18 protein-coding genes are annotated in these 21,395 nt (G+C 45.8%); 4 read left to right on the forward strand and 14 right to left on the reverse strand.

All coding sequences use genetic code 11. From position 1 onward, the window contains the following. Positions 1-76: 76 nt before the first annotated feature. A complete protein-coding gene (locus MU515_RS06790; protein ID WP_260259676.1) occupies positions 77-1,792 on the forward strand; it encodes a proline--tRNA ligase in 1,716 nt (571 codons plus the stop codon). A gap of 102 nt (positions 1,793-1,894) precedes the next feature. Here MU515_RS06790 and MU515_RS06795 read toward each other — a convergent pair whose 3' ends face one another. The 3 genes from MU515_RS06795 to lpcA form a co-directional block, all read right to left on the reverse strand. Further along, complete coding sequence (locus MU515_RS06795) at positions 1,895-3,292, reverse strand: serine hydrolase domain-containing protein (RefSeq protein ID WP_260259677.1); 1,398 nt, start codon at positions 3,290-3,292, stop codon at positions 1,895-1,897. Positions 3,293-3,410: 118 nt separating this feature from the next. Then, a complete protein-coding gene (locus MU515_RS06800) occupies positions 3,411-4,256 on the reverse strand; it encodes a class II glutamine amidotransferase (protein WP_260259678.1) in 846 nt (281 codons plus the stop codon). A gap of 90 nt (positions 4,257-4,346) precedes the next feature. Beyond that, positions 4,347-4,925: a D-sedoheptulose 7-phosphate isomerase gene (lpcA, locus tag MU515_RS06805; RefSeq protein ID WP_260259679.1), complete on the reverse strand. Its 579-nt coding sequence runs from the start codon at positions 4,923-4,925 to the stop codon at positions 4,347-4,349. A 349-nt stretch (positions 4,926-5,274) separates the two neighbouring features. Here lpcA and fadE point away from each other — a divergent pair, with 349 nt between their 5' ends. Beyond that, positions 5,275-7,722, forward strand: a complete 2,448-nt coding sequence (fadE, locus tag MU515_RS06810) for an acyl-CoA dehydrogenase FadE (protein ID WP_260259680.1) — start codon at positions 5,275-5,277, stop codon at positions 7,720-7,722. A gap of 58 nt (positions 7,723-7,780) precedes the next feature. Here the strand turns inward: fadE and der are convergent, their stop codons facing one another. The 11 genes from der to MU515_RS06865 form a co-directional block, all read right to left on the reverse strand. After that, a complete protein-coding gene (gene der / locus MU515_RS06815) occupies positions 7,781-9,265 on the reverse strand; it encodes a ribosome biogenesis GTPase Der (protein ID WP_260259681.1) in 1,485 nt (494 codons plus the stop codon). Between the two features lie 192 nt (positions 9,266-9,457). Then, positions 9,458-10,618, reverse strand: coding sequence for an outer membrane protein assembly factor BamB (gene bamB / locus MU515_RS06820; RefSeq protein WP_260259682.1), 1,161 nt, complete (start codon positions 10,616-10,618; stop codon positions 9,458-9,460). An 11-nt stretch (positions 10,619-10,629) separates the two neighbouring features. Then, positions 10,630-11,244, reverse strand: a complete 615-nt coding sequence (locus tag MU515_RS06825; protein ID WP_260259928.1) for a YfgM family protein — start codon at positions 11,242-11,244, stop codon at positions 10,630-10,632. A 64-nt stretch (positions 11,245-11,308) separates the two neighbouring features. Beyond that, the gene (gene hisS / locus MU515_RS06830; protein WP_260259683.1) at positions 11,309-12,577 is read right to left on the reverse strand and encodes a histidine--tRNA ligase; all 1,269 of its coding nucleotides are present in this window, start codon (positions 12,575-12,577) and stop codon (positions 11,309-11,311) included. Between the two features lie 70 nt (positions 12,578-12,647). Then, a complete protein-coding gene (ispG, locus tag MU515_RS06835; RefSeq protein ID WP_260259684.1) occupies positions 12,648-13,766 on the reverse strand; it encodes a flavodoxin-dependent (E)-4-hydroxy-3-methylbut-2-enyl-diphosphate synthase in 1,119 nt (372 codons plus the stop codon). 8 nt (positions 13,767-13,774) lie between these two features. After that, on the reverse strand, positions 13,775-14,752 hold the full coding sequence (gene rodZ, locus MU515_RS06840; protein ID WP_260259685.1) for a cytoskeleton protein RodZ: 978 nt from the start codon (positions 14,750-14,752) through the stop codon (positions 13,775-13,777). 397 nt (positions 14,753-15,149) lie between these two features. Continuing rightward, positions 15,150-16,274 carry a dual-specificity RNA methyltransferase RlmN gene (rlmN, locus tag MU515_RS06845; RefSeq protein ID WP_260259686.1) on the reverse strand — a complete coding sequence of 375 codons (1,125 nt, stop codon included), beginning with the start codon at positions 16,272-16,274 and terminating at the stop codon, positions 15,150-15,152. A 259-nt stretch (positions 16,275-16,533) separates the two neighbouring features. Then, positions 16,534-16,962 (reverse strand): cysteine desulfurase sulfur acceptor subunit CsdE, encoded by a 429-nt coding sequence (gene csdE / locus MU515_RS06850; RefSeq protein WP_260259687.1) that lies wholly within the window; start codon positions 16,960-16,962, stop codon positions 16,534-16,536. Positions 16,963-16,980: 18 nt separating this feature from the next. Beyond that, positions 16,981-17,790 carry a tRNA cyclic N6-threonylcarbamoyladenosine(37) synthase TcdA gene (gene tcdA / locus MU515_RS06855; protein ID WP_260259688.1) on the reverse strand — a complete coding sequence of 270 codons (810 nt, stop codon included), beginning with the start codon at positions 17,788-17,790 and terminating at the stop codon, positions 16,981-16,983. Positions 17,791-17,875: 85 nt separating this feature from the next. After that, positions 17,876-18,976: a murein transglycosylase A gene (gene mltA, locus MU515_RS06860; RefSeq protein ID WP_260259689.1), complete on the reverse strand. Its 1,101-nt coding sequence runs from the start codon at positions 18,974-18,976 to the stop codon at positions 17,876-17,878. Positions 18,977-19,068: 92 nt separating this feature from the next. Further along, complete coding sequence (locus tag MU515_RS06865) at positions 19,069-19,497, reverse strand: DUF2850 domain-containing protein (RefSeq protein ID WP_260259929.1); 429 nt, start codon at positions 19,495-19,497, stop codon at positions 19,069-19,071. Between the two features lie 160 nt (positions 19,498-19,657). Between MU515_RS06865 and argA the strand changes: the two genes are divergently transcribed. Both argA and MU515_RS06875 read left to right on the forward strand, forming a co-directional pair. Next, complete coding sequence (gene argA / locus MU515_RS06870) at positions 19,658-21,004, forward strand: amino-acid N-acetyltransferase (RefSeq protein ID WP_260259690.1); 1,347 nt, start codon at positions 19,658-19,660, stop codon at positions 21,002-21,004. 197 nt (positions 21,005-21,201) lie between these two features. Then, positions 21,202-21,381, forward strand: coding sequence for a hypothetical protein (locus tag MU515_RS06875; RefSeq protein ID WP_260259691.1), 180 nt, complete (start codon positions 21,202-21,204; stop codon positions 21,379-21,381). Positions 21,382-21,395 lie beyond the last annotated feature (14 nt).

Below are 21,395 nucleotides of genomic sequence, written 5' to 3' on the forward strand. Positions count from 1 at the left end.
TTTTCCCATTGTGGGATCTTTAAACTCTTGTCCATTCTGGCTTGAGTTATTCATTTTCATAAAACGGATAAAATAAATGCGTACCAGTAATTACCTTCTTTCTACATTGAAGGAAACTCCAAACGACGCAGAAGTAGTGAGCCACCAGCTCATGCTACGTGCAGGTATGATCCGTAAGCTGGCTTCAGGTTTATACACCTGGCTACCTACCGGTCTACGTGTACTGCGTAAAGTCGAGAACATCGTTCGTCAAGAAATCAACAATGCAGGTGCAGTTGAAACTTTGATGCCCGTTGTTCAGCCGTTTGAACTATGGGAAGAGACAGGTCGATCTGAAAAGATGGGTGCTGAGCTACTTCGCTTTACTGACCGCCATACACGTCCGTTTGTACTAAGCCCGACAGCTGAAGAAGTGGTCACTAGCCTTGTGCGCAATGAAGTGAGCTCTTACAAACAGCTTCCGCTTAACTTGTACCAAATCCAAACTAAGTTCCGTGATGAGCGTCGCCCACGTTTTGGCGTTATGCGCGCACGTGAATTCTGCATGATGGATGCGTACAGCTTCGACATCGACAAAGAAGGCCTAGAGAAGTCTTACGAAGCAATGCACACAGCTTACTGTAAAGCATTCGATCGTATGGGCCTTGATTACCGTCCTGTACTTGCTGATACCGGCGCTATCGGTGGTAGTGGCTCTCACGAGTTCCACGTACTAGCAGAAAGCGGCGAAGACCTAATCGCATTCTCTTCTGAGTCAGATTACGCAGCAAACATCGAGAAAGCTGAAGCGCTAGCACCAGCAACAGAGCGCGCTGAACCAACTATCGAGATGACGCTAGTTGATACGCCAAACGCGAAAACTATTGCTGAACTGGTTGAGCAATTTGATCTGCCAATCGAGAAAACGGTTAAGACGCTATTTGTAAAAGCTTCTGAAGAAGTAAACGCAGAGATCATCGCACTTATCATCCGTGGCGACCACGAGCTGAACGAAGTAAAAGCTGAAAACCTTAAAGAAGTGGCTTCTCCACTAGAGATGGCAACGGAAGAAGAGATTCGCGCACTTATCGGCGCAGGCCCAGGCTCACTAGGCCCTGTAGGTCTTAAACTGCCGTTCATCGTTGACCGCACAGTTGCTGTAATGAGTGACTTTGGCGCAGGCGCTAACGTTGATGACAAGCACTACTTTGGCATTAACTGGGGCCGTGACGTTGAACTAGGTCAAGTAGAAGACCTACGTAACGTTGTTGAAGGCGACCTAAGCCCATGTGGTAAAGGTACACTTTCTCTAAAACGCGGTATCGAAGTTGGTCATATCTTCCAACTAGGTACTAACTACTCTGAGAAGATGAACTGTGGCGTACTTGGCCCAGACGGTAAGAACGTTATCCTAGAGATGGGTTGTTACGGTATCGGTGTATCTCGTGTTGTGGCTTCTGCGATTGAGCAAAACCACGATGAGAACGGTATTATTTGGCCAGCAGCGATTGCACCTTTCCAAGTGTCTATCGTTCCAATGAACATGGCTAAATCTGACGAAGTGAAAGAAGCAGCAGGGAAGCTATACGCTGAACTGACTGCCGCTGGTATCGAAGTGCTATTTGATGATCGTAAAGAACGCCCTGGCGTTATGTTTGCGGATCACGAACTGATCGGTATCCCACACACTATCGTTATCGGTAATCGCAGCCTAGAAAACGGTGAGATGGAGTTTAAAGACCGTCGCGCTGGCACTAAAGAAGGTGTTGCGATTGCTGACATCGTTGAGTTTGTTAAGCAAAAAATAGCTTAATTTCCTCACTTTGAAACTCAAAAAGGCTGACCTCGTGTCAGCCTTTTTATTACCTAAGTTTTATTTCCTAGCGCTTTGATTCCTTCATGAATCGGAGTTGCACTAGTGAATCTTTTTCGCTGGACCAGTGAAGAAATTCGACTCCTGAATCAGCCCCTTTACTTTGCCTTGCTTGGTAAACTCAAAACGAAAGTTTGACTGAAACTCCAACGGCCTAAATTGCTTTTCACCCACTTTATACAAAGCGTACGCGTCTTGCTGATAACCTTGCAGGTACAGCTGCCCATCACGAATAAAGACATCGGCATAGAAGTTAGGATCGAATTGATAGCGACCAACCAAAGGCTCGATTTCTTGTAAATCGACTTTCAGCACTTCAGTTTGGTTTAAAGCATAGTGATTCCAGCCTTCTTGTACTGAAATAGAGCGAAGAATCTCTAACGCCAATTGATCACCCTTTTGACCGTTAGTCATCACCACCGCCCCTGTACCAAGCTTTGGATACAGCACAAAGTGAGATTCAAAGCCGTGGTTTACACCACCATGAAAAACGTAGTTGGCTCGCACATCATCAGAGCGGAAAAAACCTAACCCCATAAATGGCGAGGATGGGAAATTAATGGCTGCGATTGTCTGCTGTTTTAACCATGTTTCATCTTCGCCGATGTAGGCGCGATGAATAGCAAGCAACATAGTCATAAAGTCATTCGGAGTGGTCCACAAACCTGCTGCGCATCGAGCGGCGTACTTATGCCAACCGGCTTGCTCCCACTCACCAAACTTATGAGCATGGGCATAAACATCACTGACATCAGCCTTATCAGGTTGGACGAAACTCGAGTGTGTCATTCCCAAAGGTTTAAACACTTCCTGCTCGGCGATTTCAGCAAATGGCTTATTGTAGACTTGCTCTAGCAAGTGCTGAATAACAATGTAGCCTCCATTGGAATAACGAAACTCACCAACGGTAAACTCTTGCTTCAAAACCCCGTATTGAGAACTGCTTTTGGTGAATGAGGCCAGTGATGGCAGTGACTGACCACTTTCTACCCCAACGTAACCCACATGATTAAAGCCTGCTTGATGAGAGAGAAGCTGACGTAAGCTGACTGATGACTCGACTAACTGTGCAAACTCAGGCGCCAACATAGGCTTCACCTCAGCGTTTAAATCAAGCAACCCTTGCTCTACTGCTCTTAAAACAACGAGAGCGGTCACAGGCTTACTCATCGACGCCACTTGGTAACGAGTATCCGCTGTCGTCGCTTGTCCTGCTTTATTACGCTCACCAACAACATATTGCCAATCAGGTTTACCCTGCTTAAAGGTACTCACACTCACGCTAGGGATCTGCCAATACTGCATTCGCTCTTCTAACGAGTAACGCAGCTCTGGATCTGAGGAATACTTATAACTCGCAATCAGTTTTGATAGCGCTTCTGGCGAATTTGCCCAAACATTCGAACAACATAGGGTTAATACTAAGAATAAATACCGCATAAAATACCTACCTAAAAGAATAAAAAACCCCATTGATACTATTTATATATCAATGGGGTTTTTATTAACTTCGCAGATATGACCAACGATTTGCGTATCAGTTCTCGATTTAAGCGATCTACTCTAACGGTTCTGTTGGTGCTTGGCTGGCGACCTTCTTAGGTGCAAATGCAACATCCTTTAGATTATCTGCATTCCCATCAATCAGTTCACCAAAATGAAGAATGCCAAATTCTCCCGGCTTCATTCGGTGCCACTGTTCGTTATCCGTCAAAGGTTGAGTGGCGATCACTGAAACCACATCATCGGGGGTAGTTTCTTCTTGGAAGTTGATCGTCACATCTTCATCAATCAATGAGGCCTTACCAAATGGAGCGCGTCGAGTGATCCAATAGAGGTGATTAGTGCAATAAGTCATGACGTATTCGCCATCGGAAAGCAGCATGTTGAACACACCTTTTTCTCTCAGTCGGTCACAGCATTCAGCCACAAAACGGAATACCCCCACCATATCTTGAGGTGGCTCCGGATACCGTTGCTCTAGCTGATTCATGATCCAACAGAATGACAGTTCACTGTCTGTTTGCCCTACCGGTCTGATTCGGCCTGTTTCTAGATCGTGATAATCACTGAGTTGGCCATTGTGGGCGAAAGTCCAGTAGCGTCCCCATAACTCACGAGTAAATGGGTGGGTGTTTTCTAAGTTAACTCCACCACGGTTAGCCTGACGAATATGACTGATCACCGCCTGACTTTTAATCGGGTAGTTTTGTACTAACTCTGCAATTTTTGAGTTACAACTTGGGTTGGGATCTTTAAAGGTACGAAAGCCTTTGCCTTCGTAAAAGGTGATGCCCCAGCCGTCACTATGAGGCCCAGTGTTACCACCGCGCTGCATTAGCCCTGTAAAACTGAAGCAAATATCTGTAGGTACATTTGCGCTCATGCCGAGCAATTCACACATGGCTTATGTTACTCCCTATATATCAATGCGCAGTGACACTACCAAATTGAGCATCACTGCGTACCTAAACCGTGTGGTTTGAAACGGAGGTTACTTCTCCATTTCCTTTTCAACCAATTGGATCACAATGTGGATGATCTTGATGTGGATCTCTTGAATACGGTCAGCATAACCAAAGTGAGGCACTCGAATTTCAATGTCTGCACAACCAGCCATTTTTCCGCCATCTTTACCGGTTAGCGCGATAGTCTTCATGCCTTTCGCTTTCGCCGCATCAATCGCGTTTAGGATATTGCCCGAGTTACCAGACGTTGATAGACCAAACAGTACATCACCCTTCGCGCCAACGGCTTCTACGTAGCGAGAGAAAACGAAATCGTAGCCGAAGTCGTTACTTACACACGACAGATGGCTAGGATCTGAAATCGCGATACCTGGGTAACCTGGGCGGTTCTCACGGTAGCGACCAGTTAGCTCTTCAGCAAAGTGCATCGCATCACAGTGCGAACCACCGTTACCACAAGACAGCACTTTACCGCCTTGCTTGAAAGAATCAGCAATCTGTTTTGCAGCCGCTTCAATTTGCGCAATGTTATGGTCATCACTTAGGAACTTGTTCAGTACGTCAGCGGCTTCTGTCAGCTCGCTTTTAATCAAATCCTGGTACATAGGCATTCTCTTTTATTCGGTAATGGAGCGCTGTTTCAAGGTTAACAATTAAGTTAAAAGTTAGCCTAATTTAACAGCCTCAGACTCTTCTGAGTTTACTTGAACAATTCTTACTGTCGATAGTCACACGGCAAGATTTCATAGTTTATTGGCCTTTCACGCTCACAAAATCAGCATCAGCTAACAAATATAGATTCTTTACTCTACATGGATCACTTTTTAACCACATCGCCATTTTACATCTCGTTAACATAATGACTATAATTTAACTGGTTAGACCTCTTACAAGTAAAACCCGTAAAAACAGACGTAACAACAGAAATAAAACGTCTAAAAAGGAACGAACAATATGGACATCTTGCTCTCCCTACTTGGCTTCACGCTAGTATTGTGTGTTTGCCTCTACCGCCGAACGTCGTTGTTCGCGGCCATTACAGCAACCTCTGTTACCTTAGTTGTGTTAACTGTGCTTGGTACAGCTGGTGCTGTCAGTTGGCTCACTTACGCGTTAGCCATCGCACTGTTTGTCGTCCCTTCTATTCGACAATCACTATTCAGCGCCAAGGCATTAAATGCGTTTCGTAAAGTTCTTCCTGCCATGTCGCAAACCGAAAAAGAAGCGCTCGATGCAGGTACAGTATGGTGGGAAGCAGAGCTGTTCAAAGGCAAGCCTAACTGGCATACCCTACACAACATTAAAGCGCCGACTCTTAGCAAAGAAGAACAAGCTTTTCTTGATGGCCCAGTTGAAGAAGTGTGCGCCATGGTTAACGATTACCAAGTTACTCATGAGCTGGCCGATCTTCCTCCTGAAGTATGGCAGTACCTAAAGCAACACAAATTCTTTGCCATGATCATCAAAAAAGAATACGGCGGCTTAGAATTTTCTGCCTACGCACAATCTCTTGTTCTACAGAAACTCACTGGTGTATCAAGCGTGCTTTCATCCACTGTAGGGGTTCCTAACTCACTTGGCCCAGGTGAACTGCTACAACATTACGGCACCAAAGAGCAACGTGATCATTATTTACCACGCTTAGCAGAGGGCAAAGAGATTCCATGTTTCGCCCTTACTAGCCCAGAAGCAGGCTCAGACGCGGGTGCTATACCAGACCATGGCACGGTTTGCTATGGCGAGTGGCAAGGCGAGCAAGTGCTTGGCATGCGCCTAACATGGAACAAGCGCTACATTACCCTAGCGCCTGTTGCGACGGTACTTGGCCTTGCGTTTAAATTGCGTGACCCTGATGGCTTACTCGGCGAGCAAAAAGATCTCGGTATTACCTGTGCTCTCATCCCAACCGACCTCGATGGGGTGGAGATTGGTAACCGCCACTTCCCACTGAACGTCCCATTCCAAAACGGCCCTACCCGAGCTAATGACCTATTCGTACCGATTGATTTCATCATCGGTGGTAAAGAAATGGCTGGCCAAGGCTGGCGCATGTTGGTGGAATGTTTATCGGTAGGTCGAGGGATTACATTACCTTCTAACTCAACCGGCGGCATTAAGACTGCGGCACTGGCTACCGGTGCTTACGCTCGTATTCGTCGTCAATTTAAGCAGCCTATTGGCCACATGGAAGGCGTTGAAGAACCACTCGCACGCCTCGCAGGTAATGCTTATGTGATGGATGCTGCCAGCGCACTTACAGTCGCAGGTATCGACCTTGGTGAGAAGCCATCGGTTATTTCTGCAATTGTAAAATACCACTGTACGCACCGCGGTCAGCGCAGCATCATCGATGCCATGGATATTGTTGGCGGCAAAGGTATTTGCCTTGGCCCAGCTAACTTCCTCGCTCGTGGTTATCAAGGTGCGCCGATTGCGATTACCGTAGAAGGTGCAAACATCCTAACTCGCTCGATGATCATCTATGGTCAAGGTGCGATTCGTTGTCACCCTTACGTTCTAAAAGAAATGGAAGCCGCCCACTCAGAACGCAGTGATGCCCTAGAGCAATTTGATGCCGCACTCTCTGGCCATGTCGCGTTTACCTTAAGTAACTTGGTGCGCAGCTTATGGCTCGGTCTTAGCGATGGTCGCTTCTCTGAAACGCCAGTCAGTGATGCAACAGCTCGTTACTATCAGCAATTAAACCGTTATAGCGCCAACATCGCGTTGCTATCAGATATTTCAATGGCAGTACTTGGCGGTTCACTAAAACGTAAAGAGCGTATTTCTGCTCGCCTTGGTGATGTACTGAGCCAACTTTACCTGGGCTCAGCCACGCTCAAACGCTTTGATATTGAAGGCCGACATAAAGAAGATTTACCTTTGTTGCACTGGGGCATGCAAGACAGCCTATATCAAACTGAGCAAGCGATTGATGAACTTCTGACTAACTTCCCGAATAAAATTATTGGTCGTCTACTTCGTGTTGTTCTGTTGCCACTTGGCCGTGTACGTAAAGCGCCAAATGACAAACTCGATAGCCAAGTGGCGCATCTGCTACAAACGCCAAGTGCTACCCGAGACCGTTTAGGCCGCAACCAATACTTAATCGCAAGTGAGCACAACCCTGCAGGTAAAATTGAACAAGCACTGCATACTATTGTGCAAGCTGAACCCGTCTTCAATAAGATATGTAAAGCACTGGAACAACGTAAGCCGTTCTTACAGTTAGATAAGGTTGCTCAGCTTGGTCTAGAAAAAGGCATTATTGACCAAACTGAAGCCGACCTTTTGATTGAAGCGGAACGTCAGCGTCTGTATGTCATTAATGTTGATGATTTTGAACCAAGCGATTTGGCTGCAAAGCCTAACTTGCCGCCTCTCATGGATGAAGTGGCATAGACGCTGAAATAGAAAAAGGGCTGCGATTGCAGCCCTTGTTTTATTCTGTCTCTAACAATTACTTGTTACGGTTTTTAACCGCGCTCATCAAGCGCTTACGTTTACGCTCTTGAGACATAGTCATTTTGTTAGATTTACCTTCAAACGGGTTTTCACTGTTCTGGAACTGGATACGAATTGGCGTACCCATGATCTCTAGCGACTTACGATAGTAGTTCATCAAGTAACGTTTGTACGAATCTGGTAGTTCGTTTACTTGGTTACCGTGAATAACCACGATTGGTGGGTTGTAACCACCCGCGTGCGCGTATTTCAGCTTAACACGACGGCCACGAACCAACGGCGGCTGGTGATCTTCTGTTGCCATTTTCATGATGCGAGTCAGTACAGAGGTACCTACACGAGTCGTTGCCGACTTGTACGCTTCTTGAACGGATTCAAACAAGTGACCAACACCTGTACCGTGCAATGCAGAGATAAAGTGAATACGAGCAAAATCAACGAAGCCTAGGCGACGGTCTAGCTCTTTCTTCACATGCTCTTTCACATCAGTATCTAAACCATCCCACTTGTTTACTGCTAGTACGATTGAACGACCAGCGTTCAATGCAAAGCCTAGTAAGCTAAGGTCTTGGTCAGAGATGTTTTCACGCGCGTCGATAACAAGTAGTACAACGTTCGCATCTTCAATCGCTTTCAGTGTTTTAACTACTGAGAATTTCTCAACGGTTTCGTTGATACGCTTACGACGACGAACACCCGCTGTATCGATCAGTACGTACTCACGCTCATCACGTTCCATTGGGATATAGATTGAATCACGAGTTGTACCCGGCATATCGTAAACAACCACACGCTCTTCACCAAGAATGCGGTTAGTTAGTGTCGATTTACCAACGTTAGGACGACCGATGATTGCCAGTTTGATTGGTTGATCTTGCAGGCGCTTGAACTCTTGCTCAGCTTCTTCTTCGCTGTAATCAAGCTTCTCTTCTTCTTGATCAACTAGGTCAGTCAGATCTTCAATCTCGCCCTGCTCTTCCATAAGCTTTTCAGCAAACGGGTTAAGCGCGCGATCAATCAGAGCACCAACACCTCGGCCATGAGCCGCTGCGATTTGGTACATGTTTTCTACGCCTAGCTGCCAGAAGTCAGCCGATGCTGCGTCAGCATCAATACCATCCACCTTGTTTACAACAAGCATGGCTGGTTTTTCAATCTTACGTAGGTGGTTAGCAATCGCAATATCAGACGGTGTTAGACCCGCGCGGCCATCAACCATAAATAGCACAACATCAGCTTCATCAATTGCCGCTAATGACTGCTCTGCCATTTTGGTTTCTACACCTTCCTCACTGCCATCAATACCGCCCGTATCGATTACAATAAATTCGTGCTCGCCAAGTTTCGCTTGGCCGTATTTACGGTCACGAGTTAATCCAGGGAAATCCGCAACCAACGCGTCACGTGTACGAGTCAATCGGTTAAACAACGTAGACTTACCTACGTTAGGACGCCCAACTAGAGCAACAACAGGTACCATAATAACCTCTACAATTTCTTTTCTTATGTAGTTATAGGTAATGACTGGAAATTCATGTTTTAAATCCAGCAGTTACCTATAACTACAGCGCCTATTCTGAATACTCTATTCGTAAAAATATTTAGAGTATATGCAATAAAACGGCTCCTAGCTGAAAACAGCCAGGAGCCGAATGTGAATTATATCACGAAATTATTGTGCGATCGTAAGTTTCTTTACATCGCCATTTCGTGTTACGACAACATAACCGCCATCAACCACGATTGGTGGTACAGCCAAGCCGCTATCGTCCACTAGCTGTTGAGAAACAAACTCACCAGTAAAGCGGTCAATCCAGTATAGGTAACCTTCGCTATCACCCACCACTAGGTATTCACCAATCATCGTCGGTGCTGTTACTAAGCGGTACTCAAGCTGCTTGTTGTTCCAAAGCTCTGTACCACTGCGCGCATCAACTGCTACTAGGTGATCTTTGTCTGTGACAACAAATAAACGGCTACCATCGTTCGCCATATCGGTTGAAGATGAGTAACTACGCTTCCACGCTGGCTTACCAGAGCGTAAATCAATCGCTGTCAGTTGGCCGTTAAAACCAACCGCGTACAGAATACCACCCATGATCATTGGAGAAGCATCAACATCCACTAAGCGATCAATCTCAGTTGCGCCTTGAGGAGTACCAATTGGCTGTTGCCAAATTAGCTGACCACGCTCGACAATTGCAGCCGCTAGACGACCATTTGCCGTACCCCAAAATACACCACCTGATACTGTAGCTGGCTTACTGTTGCCGCGCAGAGAAAGGCTTGGTACTTCGGTGATAATGACCCACTTTTGCTCACCAGTCAATTGGTCTAAAGCAACCAATACACCCTCTGTGGTGTGAACCAAAACTAAGTTTGAATCAACCACTGGCGCTGCAAGCACTTCACCTTGCACAGGGGCGCGCCATGCTAGCTCACCCGTTTCTTCATTAAGAGCGATCACTTCACCGTTTTCGCTACCAATAAATAGCTGGCTGTAACCTGCGGTAATACCGCCAGATAAACGAGCTGGTACGTCTTGCTCTAAATCAACCGTCCAAAGGTCTTGGCCATTTTCTGGGTTAAGAGCGCGAACTAGACCATTTCGACTTGCCACAAATACTTTGTCGTAAGCATATTCTGGTGAAAGCTTAGAGAAGTAAAAATCTACTCCATTGCCAACAGATGTGCTCCATTGACCTACTGGGGTAAATTCACTGTTTACTTGTGGCACAGGCGCCATGATGATGGTGTCTTCTTCACTTGCACAACCGGCAAGAGCGCCAACCATAACCGCAGCAACCAACGCTTTATTCAGCATTTTCTTCATGCTCAGTGCCCTTACTTGGCTAGATCGTCCAGTTTCATTTTCAGTGCTTGGCTTGCATCACCCGCTTGTTCAGCTTCTGTGTATGCTGCGTATGCACCGTCTGCATCTCCTTTGCGCAGTAAGATGTCACCTTTCAGCTCAGCAACACGACCCGCCCAGCTTGCATCTGTAATGCTTGCTAGTTGAGAGATTGCCGCATCAAATTTACCTTGCTCAGACTGTAGGCGTGCTAGGCGGTAGTTAAGGATCGCGCTTAGAGCCTGATCTTTAGTCGCCGTTTTTGCCCACTCAAGCTGTGCAATCGCATCGTCTAGCTTGTTTGCTTCAACTTGCACTTTTGCTAGCTGAAGTGCTGCTAGTACAGCGTATTCTGTTTCACCATTTGCATCGATAAACGCTTGCACTTGGCCTTCTGCATCTGCGCCGCTTGCCGCTAATGTCTCAACCGCTTTAGTGTAGCTTTCTGATGCCGCCTCTTGAGCAGAAACAACTGAATCTTGGTAGTAACGCCAACCGAATAAGCCACCTAAACCGATAACAGCACCAAAGATGACGGCTTTGCCGTTCTCTTTCCACCAATCTTTGATCGCTTCTACTTGTTGTTCTTCAGTATCGTAGAGTTCCACTTCCTGTCCTCTTAACATTACAAAAGTGGCGTTCAATGGCGCCACTTTGCTAAAACTCGTTTAATTAAATCAATTCTGCCAATTTCGCTACTGCGTCTGCTTGGCTCAATGTATCTTGTGTACCACCAACTAGGTCTTTCAATACCACAGTGTTATCTGCGACTTCGTTTTCACCTAGTACCAGTGCCACAACCGCGCCTACTTTGTCTGCACGTTTAAATTGCTTCTTGAAGTTACCACCACCAAAGTGAGTCATTACTCGAAGACCCGGAACTTGCTCACGCAATTGCTCAGCAAGCTTCATACCTGCCATCATGGTGCCTTCACCCGCAGTAACCATGTAAACATCTACACTGCGACGAACTTCGTCTAGCTCTAGTGTTTCTAGCATCAGTACTAGACGCTCTAAACCCATCGCAAAACCAACTGCTGGTGTTGCTTTACCGCCTAGCTGTTCTACAAGGCCATCGTAGCGGCCGCCGCCACATACTGTACCTTGAGAGCCTAAGCTTTCAGTGATCCACTCAAATACTGTGCGGTTGTAATAATCCAAGCCACGAACAAGACGCTCGTTTACTGTGTATTCGATGCCTGCAGCGTCAAGAAGTTCACACAGACCTGCAAAATGTTGCTTTGACTCATCATCTAGGTAATCAGATAGACGAGGAGCATCACCTAAAATTGCTTGTACGTCTGAGTTCTTAGTATCTAGAACACGCAGAGGGTTAGTGTGCATGCGACGCTTACAATCTTCATCAAGAACATCCATATGTTGCTCTAGGAATGCGATCAATGCTTCACGGTAGTTTGCACGCGCTTCTAGAGAACCGATCGAGTTCAGTTCTAGACGAACATGTTTGTCGATGCCTAGCTCACGCCATAGACGTGCAGTCATCATGATAAGCTCAGCATCTACATCTGGACCATCTAGACCAAACACTTCAACACCACATTGGTGGAACTGACGGTAGCGACCTTTTTGAGGACGTTCGTGACGGAACATTGGGCCCATGTACCATAGGCGTTGTTCTTGGTTGTATAGCAGACCATTTTCGATGCCTGAGCGAACACAACCCGCCGTGCCTTCAGGACGTAGAGTTAGGCTGTCACCGTTGCGATCTTCAAAGGTGTACATTTCCTTTTCAACTACATCAGTCACTTCACCGATAGCGCGGCTAAATAGATGCGTCATCTCAACGATTGGCATGCGTACTTCGTTGTAACCGTACGCGCTAATGACGTTCTTCACTGTGTTTTCTAGCTTTTGCCACAGTGGTGATTGAGTTGGGAGACAGTCGTTCATGCCTCGAATTGCTTGAATAGTTTTTGCCACAATAGTTACCGTAATCTTGTTACTTACTGTAATACTCGTTGAGATGAGTAAAGGCCTGACTCAGTCAGACCTATTCTTGAATTTTAATGTCGATGCGATTTGACTCGTCCATCACCGCCGCTTTTGCGCGGATTTTGGCTTCGAGTTTATCCACCAAGTCATCGTTGTCTAAACGCTCTTTCTGACGCTTACCGTCTTCGTAGAAAGCGCTCTTACGGTTACTGCCCGCAAGACCTAAGTGTGAAACTTCCGCTTCACCTGGGCCATTCACAACACAACCGATGATAGATACATCCAACGGCGTGATGATGTCTTCTAGGCGCTCTTCTAATGCGTTTACTGTGCTAATGACATCAAACTCTTGACGCGAACAGCTTGGACACGCGATAAAGTTAATACCACGAGAGCGAATACGCAGTGACTTTAGAATATCAAAACCAACTTTGATTTCTTCCACTGGATTAGCCGCAAGTGAGATACGCAGAGTATCACCGATACCTTCTGCTAACAGCATACCTAGGCCAACCGCAGATTTCACTGAACCCGCGCGCGCACCACCAGCTTCGGTGATACCTAGGTGTAATGGCTGCTCAATTTTCTTGGCCAGCAAACGGTATGAATCTACCGCTAGGAATACGTCAGACGCTTTCACGCTCACTTTGAATTGATCAAAGTTCAAACGGTCAAGGATATCAACGTGACGCATTGCTGACTCCAACAGCGCCTCTGCTGTTGGCTCGCCATATTTCATCTGAATATCTTTTTCTAACGAACCGCCGTTTACACCAATACGAATTGGGATGTTTTTATCGCGCGCGCAGTCAACAACAGAACGAATACGATCTTCGTTACCGATGTTGCCCGGGTTAATACGCAAACAATCCACGCCGTACTCAGCGACTTTCAGTGCGATTCGGTAGTCAAAGTGAATATCCGCTACTAGCGGAATGTTCACTTGCTTTTTAATTTCACGGAATGCTTCTGCGGCATCCATCGTAGGAACAGAAACACGTACAATGTCTGCGCCCACATTTTCCAGTGATTTAATTTGTGCAACAGTCGCTTCTACGTCTGTTGTTCTGGTGTTAGTCATTGATTGCACAGCAATCGGTGCACCATCACCAATAGGCACGTCACCCACATAAATACGTTTAGATGGGCGGCGTTTGATAGGAGATTCGTGTTGCATAGTATTTTCTAAGGTAAAGTGAATCTTGCTACTTTGCCTGCAGTATACCCAGAAAGGTCGACAGGTTCACTTGCTAATGTGATAGAAACGTTTTCAGGCGCACCTAAAATAACTTTGTAAGGTTTTTTACCTTCAAGTTTTAGCTCTTCGCCAGTGTTTTTAACGCGTGATACTAAGGTTTTCCCCGTCGCATCTTTCACTTGAACCCAGCAATCGCCATTAAATTTTAGCACTAGGCTATTTGGGTTTACCGCTTCTGCTTGAGGCTCAGCTTGAGCAACCGACTCAGTAGGTTGCGCTTCTGGCGCGGGCGCTGCGTTTGCAACTTCAGTGGTCGCGGCCTCTTCGCCTACAGATTGCGTTGAAGATTGAGCATCTTCAACAGCTGACTCTTCGCTTGGCACAGATTCTTCTGAAGTTTGCAGCATCTCGGCTTCAGCTTCGGTAGTTTCTGGCTGTGCAGCTTCAAGCGTTGCTGGCTCAGGAGCAATGGTTTCTAACTGCGCTTCAGGCGCGTTGTCGATAACTTCTTCTTGCGCGACAAGATCAACCACGTCTTTTTGCTGGTTCTGCCACCACCAAACCGATGAAATACCAACAATTACCGCCACAATACCCCAAGTAATGAGCATGATTCGGCTATCGTGTTTCTCACGATTGGTTTGGCGCGAGAAACTTTGCATTTTTTGCTCTTGCTGCTGAGCGCTGCCACTGTCATCCAGTGCGCTAAAAACAACTTCTTCATCAATACCAACCGCTTTAGCGTAAGAACGCAAATAACCACGAGTAAACGTGGCAACTTGGTCTGATTCAAACTGGTTTAATTCGATATTTTCGATGATAGAAATGCGCAGGCGTAGACGGTCGGCAATTTGCTTTTGGCTTAGGCCAAGTTCTTCGCGTTTATTCTTCAGGATGGTTCCTGCTTCAAGGCGAATACTGTCTACATTATCTTCGTTTACTGGAGCTGCTTGTTCCGAGTTCATAATTGTCTGTCTCTGTGTCTAACGTCGGCAACCACTATTTATTATTTTTAGTTAGTTATTGGTTTTGCCAAAGCGAGTAAATTTCTCAATCGTTTACCTAATTTAATGCACCTGCATGAGGTGAAAGTTCAGAAGATTTAGGTTTTCAGATTGTCTTTTGTCCTATTTCAGCACGTTCAATTGTCAAATCGACTGAAACTATGGGTATAACTATTAATTCTAATAGATATCAAGCACGAAACAACACAACTTAGATAGATAAATTACAGCCAGCTCAAGGTTTTTCTAAAAATTGACATTTCGCTTGGTCGATATTTCGACAAAGTTCGATAAAAAACCACCATTTAGCCACAAAAAAGCCAGAGCTAGGCTCTGGCTTATGTAAATTCGTTTTGGCTTAAACCGCTTTTACGTCGATTGTTTCGCCTTTGGCAGCTTTAATTGTCGCTGTACGTTTTGTACGGTCGATAACATCACCAACCAATTGGCCACACGCCGCATCAATATCATCACCACGTGTTTTACGCACGGTTACTGTGTGGTCGTATTGCATCAATGTTTTTTGGAAACGGTCAATGCGAGAGTTACTTGGTTTCTTGTACGGAGAACCCGGGTATGGGTTAAACGGAATCAAGTTGATCTTACATGGCGTATCTTTTAGCAATTCTGCAAGCTCACGGGCATGGTCCATGTCGTCATTCACATGGTCTAGTAGAACGTATTCTACGGTTACTTTACCGCGGTTAGCATTTGAAGAATCAATGTAACGACGCACAGAACCAAGGAAATCTTGAATGTCCCAACGGTCATTCAATGGCATGATTTCACTGCGCAGTTTGTTGTTTGGTGCGTGCAGAGAAATAGCCAAAGCCACGTCGATTTGACCTGTCATTTGGTCAAGGCCAGATACCACACCTGAAGTCGATACCGTAACGCGACGTTTAGATAGACCAAAACCAAGATCATCCAGCATCAACTCAAGCGCTGGGATCAGGTTTTTCATGTTCAGTAATGGCTCACCCATACCCATCATTACCACGTTGGTAATTGGGCGACGGCCTGTCTCTTTTTGCAAGCCCACTTCACGTGCAGCGCGCCATACCTGACCGATGATTTCAGATACTTTTAGGTTACGGTTAAAACCTTGCTGAGCGGTTGAGCAGAATTTACATTCCAATGCACAACCTACCTGAGAAGAGACACACAAAGTCGCGCGGTCATCTTCTGGGATGTAAACCGTTTCTACGTCTTGGTCGCCAACTTTCATCGCCCATTTAATCGTGCCATCAGAAGAGTGCTGAGCCTCTGCTACTGTTGGCGCTTTGATTTCACAGCGATGCTTAAGCTTCTCACGTAGCTTCTTGTTAATGTTGGTCATGTTATCGAAGTCATCAACACCGAAATGGTAAATCCACTTCATCACCTGTTCAGCACGGAACGCTTTTTCGTTCAATTCTTCAGCGAAGAATTTACGCATTCCTTGGCGATTGAAGTCGAGTAGATTTATTTTCGCAGTGGTCATGTAGCCTCTCAAAAGACGGGACATTAATAAGGGCGCGAATTGTACAGCCTTTACGCACCAACAACAAGAGGTGTAAAGCCATGTATTTTTTAAGACATTAATATCTTGATGATTAAAATTTGCACAATAAGAATTTTAGTGAATTTCGCACCATTTCACACGCTGACTTACCTTTAATGCGCGGAAGATTTTGACGATAACAGAGGTAATACGGAAGAGATAAAATAAAGGCCCACAATGATTGCAGGCCTCGGAGGAATTAAACGGCGGTTTGTTTGATTTGGTCAACGATGGCTTTAAGCCCATTACCGCGAGACGGGCTCAAATGCGCCACTAAGCCTAAGCTGTCAAAGTAACCATCCACATCGAACTGCTGAATTTGCTCACTGGTTTTGCCGTTAAATGCGGCCATTACCAAAGCAATAAGGCCACGGACAATGCGCGCATCCGAATCTGCGCAGAAATACCATGTACCTTCGACTTGTTCACTCACCAACCATACTTGGCTTTCACAGCCCGAAACCATCACTTGTTGTGATTTCAATTCTTCAGGCATTACAGGTAGCTTCTTGCCCCATTGAATCACTTGACGGTAGCGATCTTCCCAGCCTTTAAAGTTTTGCATGGTCTCAGCAATATCCGCTGCGCTAATTTGACTACCAAATGGATTTTCAGGAAAAGAGGACATGACTTGCTCCAACAATGATTACTTCGAGTACTTTTGAATCAGCTTTTCAACAATGCGCGATACGGCAACAAAACCAAAAGTGGCCGTTACGACCGTTGCTGCGCCAAAACCGCTGGCACAATCCATACGTTTTGGCCCTTCCGCTGTGGATTTAACACCACACACGCTACCATCCGCTTGAGGGTACTTAAGCTGCTCAGTTGAGAACACGCAGTCGATACCAAATTTACGTTGTGGATTCTTCGGGAAGTTATGATGACGACGCAGTGTATCTTTAATTTTCTTCGCTAGTGGATCTTGAATCGTCTTAGTGAGATCCGCCACTTTAATTTGGGTCGGATCCGTCTGGCCGCCTGCGCCACCAGTTGTAATCACTTTGATTTTATTGCTGCGGCAGTAGGCCAACAGCGAAGCTTTCGCTTTCACACTGTCGATGGCATCCAACACGTAATCGTACTCTTTGGTTAGATACTCATGCTGATTATCCGGAGTAATAAAATCATCGATTAGATTTACTTTGCACTCAGGGTTAATCAACTTCACACGCTCAGCCATCACTTCGATTTTGCTTTGACCAACCGTACCACTCATGGCATGAATTTGGCGGTTGATGTTAGTCACGCAAACATCATCCATATCGATCAGGGTCAGTTCACCCACACCGGTACGAGCTAATGCTTCTGCCGCCCAAGAGCCAACACCACCAATACCAATCACACATACGTGCGCAGCACGCAAAATTTCGACTTCACTATTACCGTATAAACGGCGTGTGCCACCAAAACGTTGGTTGTAGTTATCAGAAGCTGGAGTATCTAATTCACGCATAGTGCTCGCTCGTAAATCGGTGCAAAAACAAAGAGTGCGTTTTATACGCACTCTTTATGGAAAAGTCTAGGTTCTGCAACGTCGTTTATTGACGTTTTTCTGGAGGCATAGCCCAAGGCGCTTGCGTCGCTGAGTTTTCTAACCCTAACTTCCACACACGGCCAAAATGTTTGTAATGGCCAGCCTCTGTGCCCGCTCTTGGCCCCATACCATGGTAAAGGTCGAGGTGATTCTGTTTTACCGCGCCGCCCGTGTCTAACACGATAAGTAAACGTAATTGGTGCGCGCCACTCCAAGAGCCATCCGCGTTAAGCAGTGGCACTTCAGCTAAAATAGGTGTCCCCATTGGGAAGATAGAGCGATCCCCCGCTACCGATGCCATAGGTAATAGTGGAATACCTGCCGAGCCTGTGACTGGCGCATCAGCTTGTGGAGAGAAGAACACAAACGAAGGGTTTTGTTCTAACACTTCACGAACCGTGGCATCATCATTTGCCATGACCCAATCTTTGATCGCTTTCATCGACATTTTTTCACGAGGCACTTCGCCGCGCTCAATCAATACTTTGCCAATGCTCACGTAGGCTTTGTTGTTCTTACCGCCGTAAGCAAAATACTCAAGGGTGTCATCATCTTCAAAGTGAACAAAGCCACTGCCCTGCACTTCCATTAAAAATGGGTCGATCATGTTGGGTGCATAGCCAAGCTCTAGGCCTTGTCCCGCCAACGCGCCTGCATAAATCTCTGCGCGAGTTGGGCAGTTAGTATCGCAATTTGGTTTAGCGTAAACCGGATATTTGTAAACCTCGTTTGCCTGATGGCGAAGCTCCATTACCGGCGAGAAATACCCCGTAAATAACACATTACCTTGCTTGTCTCCGCCACCTAACTGTGCGGTTTGAATACCGAAGCTTGCCAGCTGACTTGGATCACCGCTTTGCAGTACCCACTCATTAAGCTTTTCATACAAAGCTTGGTAAGTATTCGCCATTGAAGGTGATTTGTTTATCACTTGCTCGGCTTGGCGATGAAATTCCGTAAAATCACGCGAAACTGGTGACTCGACCGTTTCAACACGGTTGAGAGTATTATTGAATTCGCCATCAAGATATTGCTGGGCGCGCTCAGTTGGTTGAGCACAACCAAACAGCAGCATAGAGGCTGCTAAAGGGAGGTATTTTTTCATTACGGGCTTGAGTCCTTAAACGCATTGCAACGAGGATGGCAATAGAAGCTCTACTCGTCAATCCATTATTAGTCATTCAAGGATCAGGCGGGCTATTTTTGCACTTTTTTCACAAACATAGGTTGATAGAGCGCGTCAGTTTCAAGCTCCATCTCATTCCAGTTTTCCATGTGAAATTTAAAACGTTTGGTTTGATTGCCGTGCTTATATTCTAAAACTTTGCCGTTAAACGAAAATTCGGTATCAACCACGCCACCGTCTATAACTACGCCAGAAGCACTAAGGACAAAAGTTTCCGCCGCATAAGGGGCAACCTCACTTTCAACCCAAGTACCATAGACCAAAGATTTAGGGTAAGTCACTTCTAGGTATCGTTTGTGCAGTGCCATTGCACCGTAGGCCACCAGCACGCTGACCGTAATCGCAAGCAACCACACCAATACTTCCATCCATTTATTCTTGAATGAAAATGTGCCTAAAAATTTGCGGTTGTTTCGAGTTTCTTTCACTACAGCGGTCATCACAAACAATCTCTATATAGAAAGTGATTCTATATCATGCTGACAAATATCGCTCAATCGAGCGAAGTAAATTATTGGGCTTCCATTCAAAAAAAACCTTGCCGACAAAAGAATAAATTTGCACTATAACAACATATAAATTCACCAAATGGACGTGGATGTGAAAATTCGTAGTACCGCGCTAGTTAAAGGATTTCGTCAATCAGCCCCTTATGTTAATGCTCACCGAGGTAAAACCATGGTGATCATGCTGGGTGGCGAAGCGGTCGCGGACAAAAACTTTAAGCATATTATCAGTGACTTGGCCTTGCTTCATAGCTTAGGTGTAAAGATAGTGCTCGTGCATGGCGCGCGCCCACAAATCAACTCAATCTTAAACAACAACCAAAGCGAAACTGCTTACCACAAAGGTGTGCGAATTACCGACGTCCATGCACTGCCATTAGTTATGCAAGCCGCAGGGCAATTACAGCTTGCCATCACGGCTCAGCTTTCAATGAGCCTAAGCAACACTCCAATGGCCGGCACGCAGCTAAATGTTGTAAGTGGTAATTTTGTTATTGCTCAGCCACTTGGTGTAGATGATGGGGTCGACTATTGTCATAGCGGCCGGATTCGTCGGATTGATATTGAAGGCATCAATCGCATGCTTGACCAAGGCTCTATTGTATTACTCGGGCCAATCGCTAGCTCAGTCACTGGCGAGTCATTTAACTTGTTATCGGAAGAAGTGGCGACTCAAGTGGCTATTCGCCTCAAAGCGGATAAGTTAATTGGCTTTTGTTCAGAGCAAGGCATTATTGATGAGAATGGCGAAGAGATTGCAGAGCTGGTTCCTCGTGAAGCAGAAAGCATCCTCAATCGACTAGAGAGCGATGTTGACCAAAGCGGCGATAACTCTTCCGGAACGTTGCGATTTTTACGCGCTGCCATTACAGCATGTCGAGCGGGCGTTCCTCGCAGCCACTTAATCAGCTATAAAGTCGATGGCGCTTTAGTGCAAGAGCTATTCTCGCTCGATGGTATCGGGACACAAATCGTTTATGCCAGTTCAGAGCGGGTTCGTTTGGCGCAAATTGATGACATTGGCGGCATTCTTGATCTTATTCGTCCTTTAGAAGAGCAAGGCGTTTTGGTGCGCCGCTCTCGCGAACAGTTAGAGCAAGAGATCCACCAATTTACCATCATAGAAAAAGATGGCCTTATCATTGGGTGTGCAGCGCTTTACCCATATCCTGAAGAGCATATGGCTGAAATGGCGTGTGTGGCTATTCACCCCGAATATCGCGATGGCAACCGTGGTCTTGTTATGCTCAACTACATGAAGCAGCAATCAAAACAGCAAGGCATTAAACAGATTTTTGTTCTCACCACCCACAGTTTGCACTGGTTCCGCGAGCAAGGTTTTAGCGAAGTGGATGTCGATCGATTGCCGATGAAAAAGAAGAATTTATACAATTATCAGCGTAACTCTAAGATTTTAATGACGAATACAAATCAAGGTTAAGCAGCATCGATGCCAGAAAATCTGGCATCGATAATATTTGAATAAAACTTTGAATATTCGCTTTATTTCACAGTAATAGTTGTATAAAATTCGACCGCTTTCACATAAAAGCCCGAATAGGACTCATCTTCACCTAGTAAAAACTAGGTCGCACGGATTGCTTGAGGTAGATATCAACGTCACTAAGAGCAACAGTCATGAAAACCATTATTTGTAATTCAGTACAAAGTTTTTGGGATATGGCCGAGAACGAGCTATTAATCAATTTGGATGTGCATTGTGTCTTCCCTGTATCAGAAGGCTTAAAGACCTTCATTTTAGGGTATCAAGACAAATACAAAATCCGCAGCATCTCATTCACATCAGTATTCAACTAGCCTTTTCCGCACCT

It is taken from the genome of Vibrio intestinalis (assembly GCF_025195085.2).
GTDB classification, from domain to species: Bacteria; Pseudomonadota; Gammaproteobacteria; order Enterobacterales; family Vibrionaceae; genus Vibrio; species Vibrio intestinalis.

Excerpts from the sequence above, each read along its gene's own strand:
- lpcA (WP_260259679.1), bottom strand. The coding sequence starts at position 4,925 with ATGTACCAGGATTTGATTAAAAGCGAGCTGACAGAAGCCGCTGACGTA.
- MU515_RS06795 (WP_260259677.1), bottom strand. The coding sequence starts at position 3,292 with ATGCGGTATTTATTCTTAGTATTAACCCTATGTTGTTCGAATGTTTGG.
- der (WP_260259681.1), bottom strand. The coding sequence starts at position 9,265 with ATGGTACCTGTTGTTGCTCTAGTTGGGCGTCCTAACGTAGGTAAGTCT.
- rlmN (WP_260259686.1), bottom strand. The coding sequence starts at position 16,274 with ATGACCACTGCGAAAATAAATCTACTCGACTTCAATCGCCAAGGAATG.
- fadE (WP_260259680.1), top strand. The coding sequence starts at position 5,275 with ATGGACATCTTGCTCTCCCTACTTGGCTTCACGCTAGTATTGTGTGTT.
- bamB (WP_260259682.1), bottom strand. The coding sequence starts at position 10,618 with ATGAAGAAAATGCTGAATAAAGCGTTGGTTGCTGCGGTTATGGTTGGC.
- MU515_RS06865 (WP_260259929.1), bottom strand. The coding sequence starts at position 19,497 with ATGACCGCTGTAGTGAAAGAAACTCGAAACAACCGCAAATTTTTAGGC.
- mltA (WP_260259689.1), bottom strand. The coding sequence starts at position 18,976 with ATGAAAAAATACCTCCCTTTAGCAGCCTCTATGCTGCTGTTTGGTTGT.
- ispG (WP_260259684.1), bottom strand. The coding sequence starts at position 13,766 with ATGCAACACGAATCTCCTATCAAACGCCGCCCATCTAAACGTATTTAT.
- MU515_RS06875 (WP_260259691.1), top strand. The coding sequence starts at position 21,202 with ATGAAAACCATTATTTGTAATTCAGTACAAAGTTTTTGGGATATGGCC.
- csdE (WP_260259687.1), bottom strand. The coding sequence starts at position 16,962 with ATGTCCTCTTTTCCTGAAAATCCATTTGGTAGTCAAATTAGCGCAGCG.
- MU515_RS06800 (WP_260259678.1), bottom strand. The coding sequence starts at position 4,256 with ATGTGTGAATTGCTCGGCATGAGCGCAAATGTACCTACAGATATTTGC.
- MU515_RS06790 (WP_260259676.1), top strand. The coding sequence starts at position 77 with ATGCGTACCAGTAATTACCTTCTTTCTACATTGAAGGAAACTCCAAAC.
- rodZ (WP_260259685.1), bottom strand. The coding sequence starts at position 14,752 with ATGAACTCGGAACAAGCAGCTCCAGTAAACGAAGATAATGTAGACAGT.
- tcdA (WP_260259688.1), bottom strand. The coding sequence starts at position 17,790 with ATGCGTGAATTAGATACTCCAGCTTCTGATAACTACAACCAACGTTTT.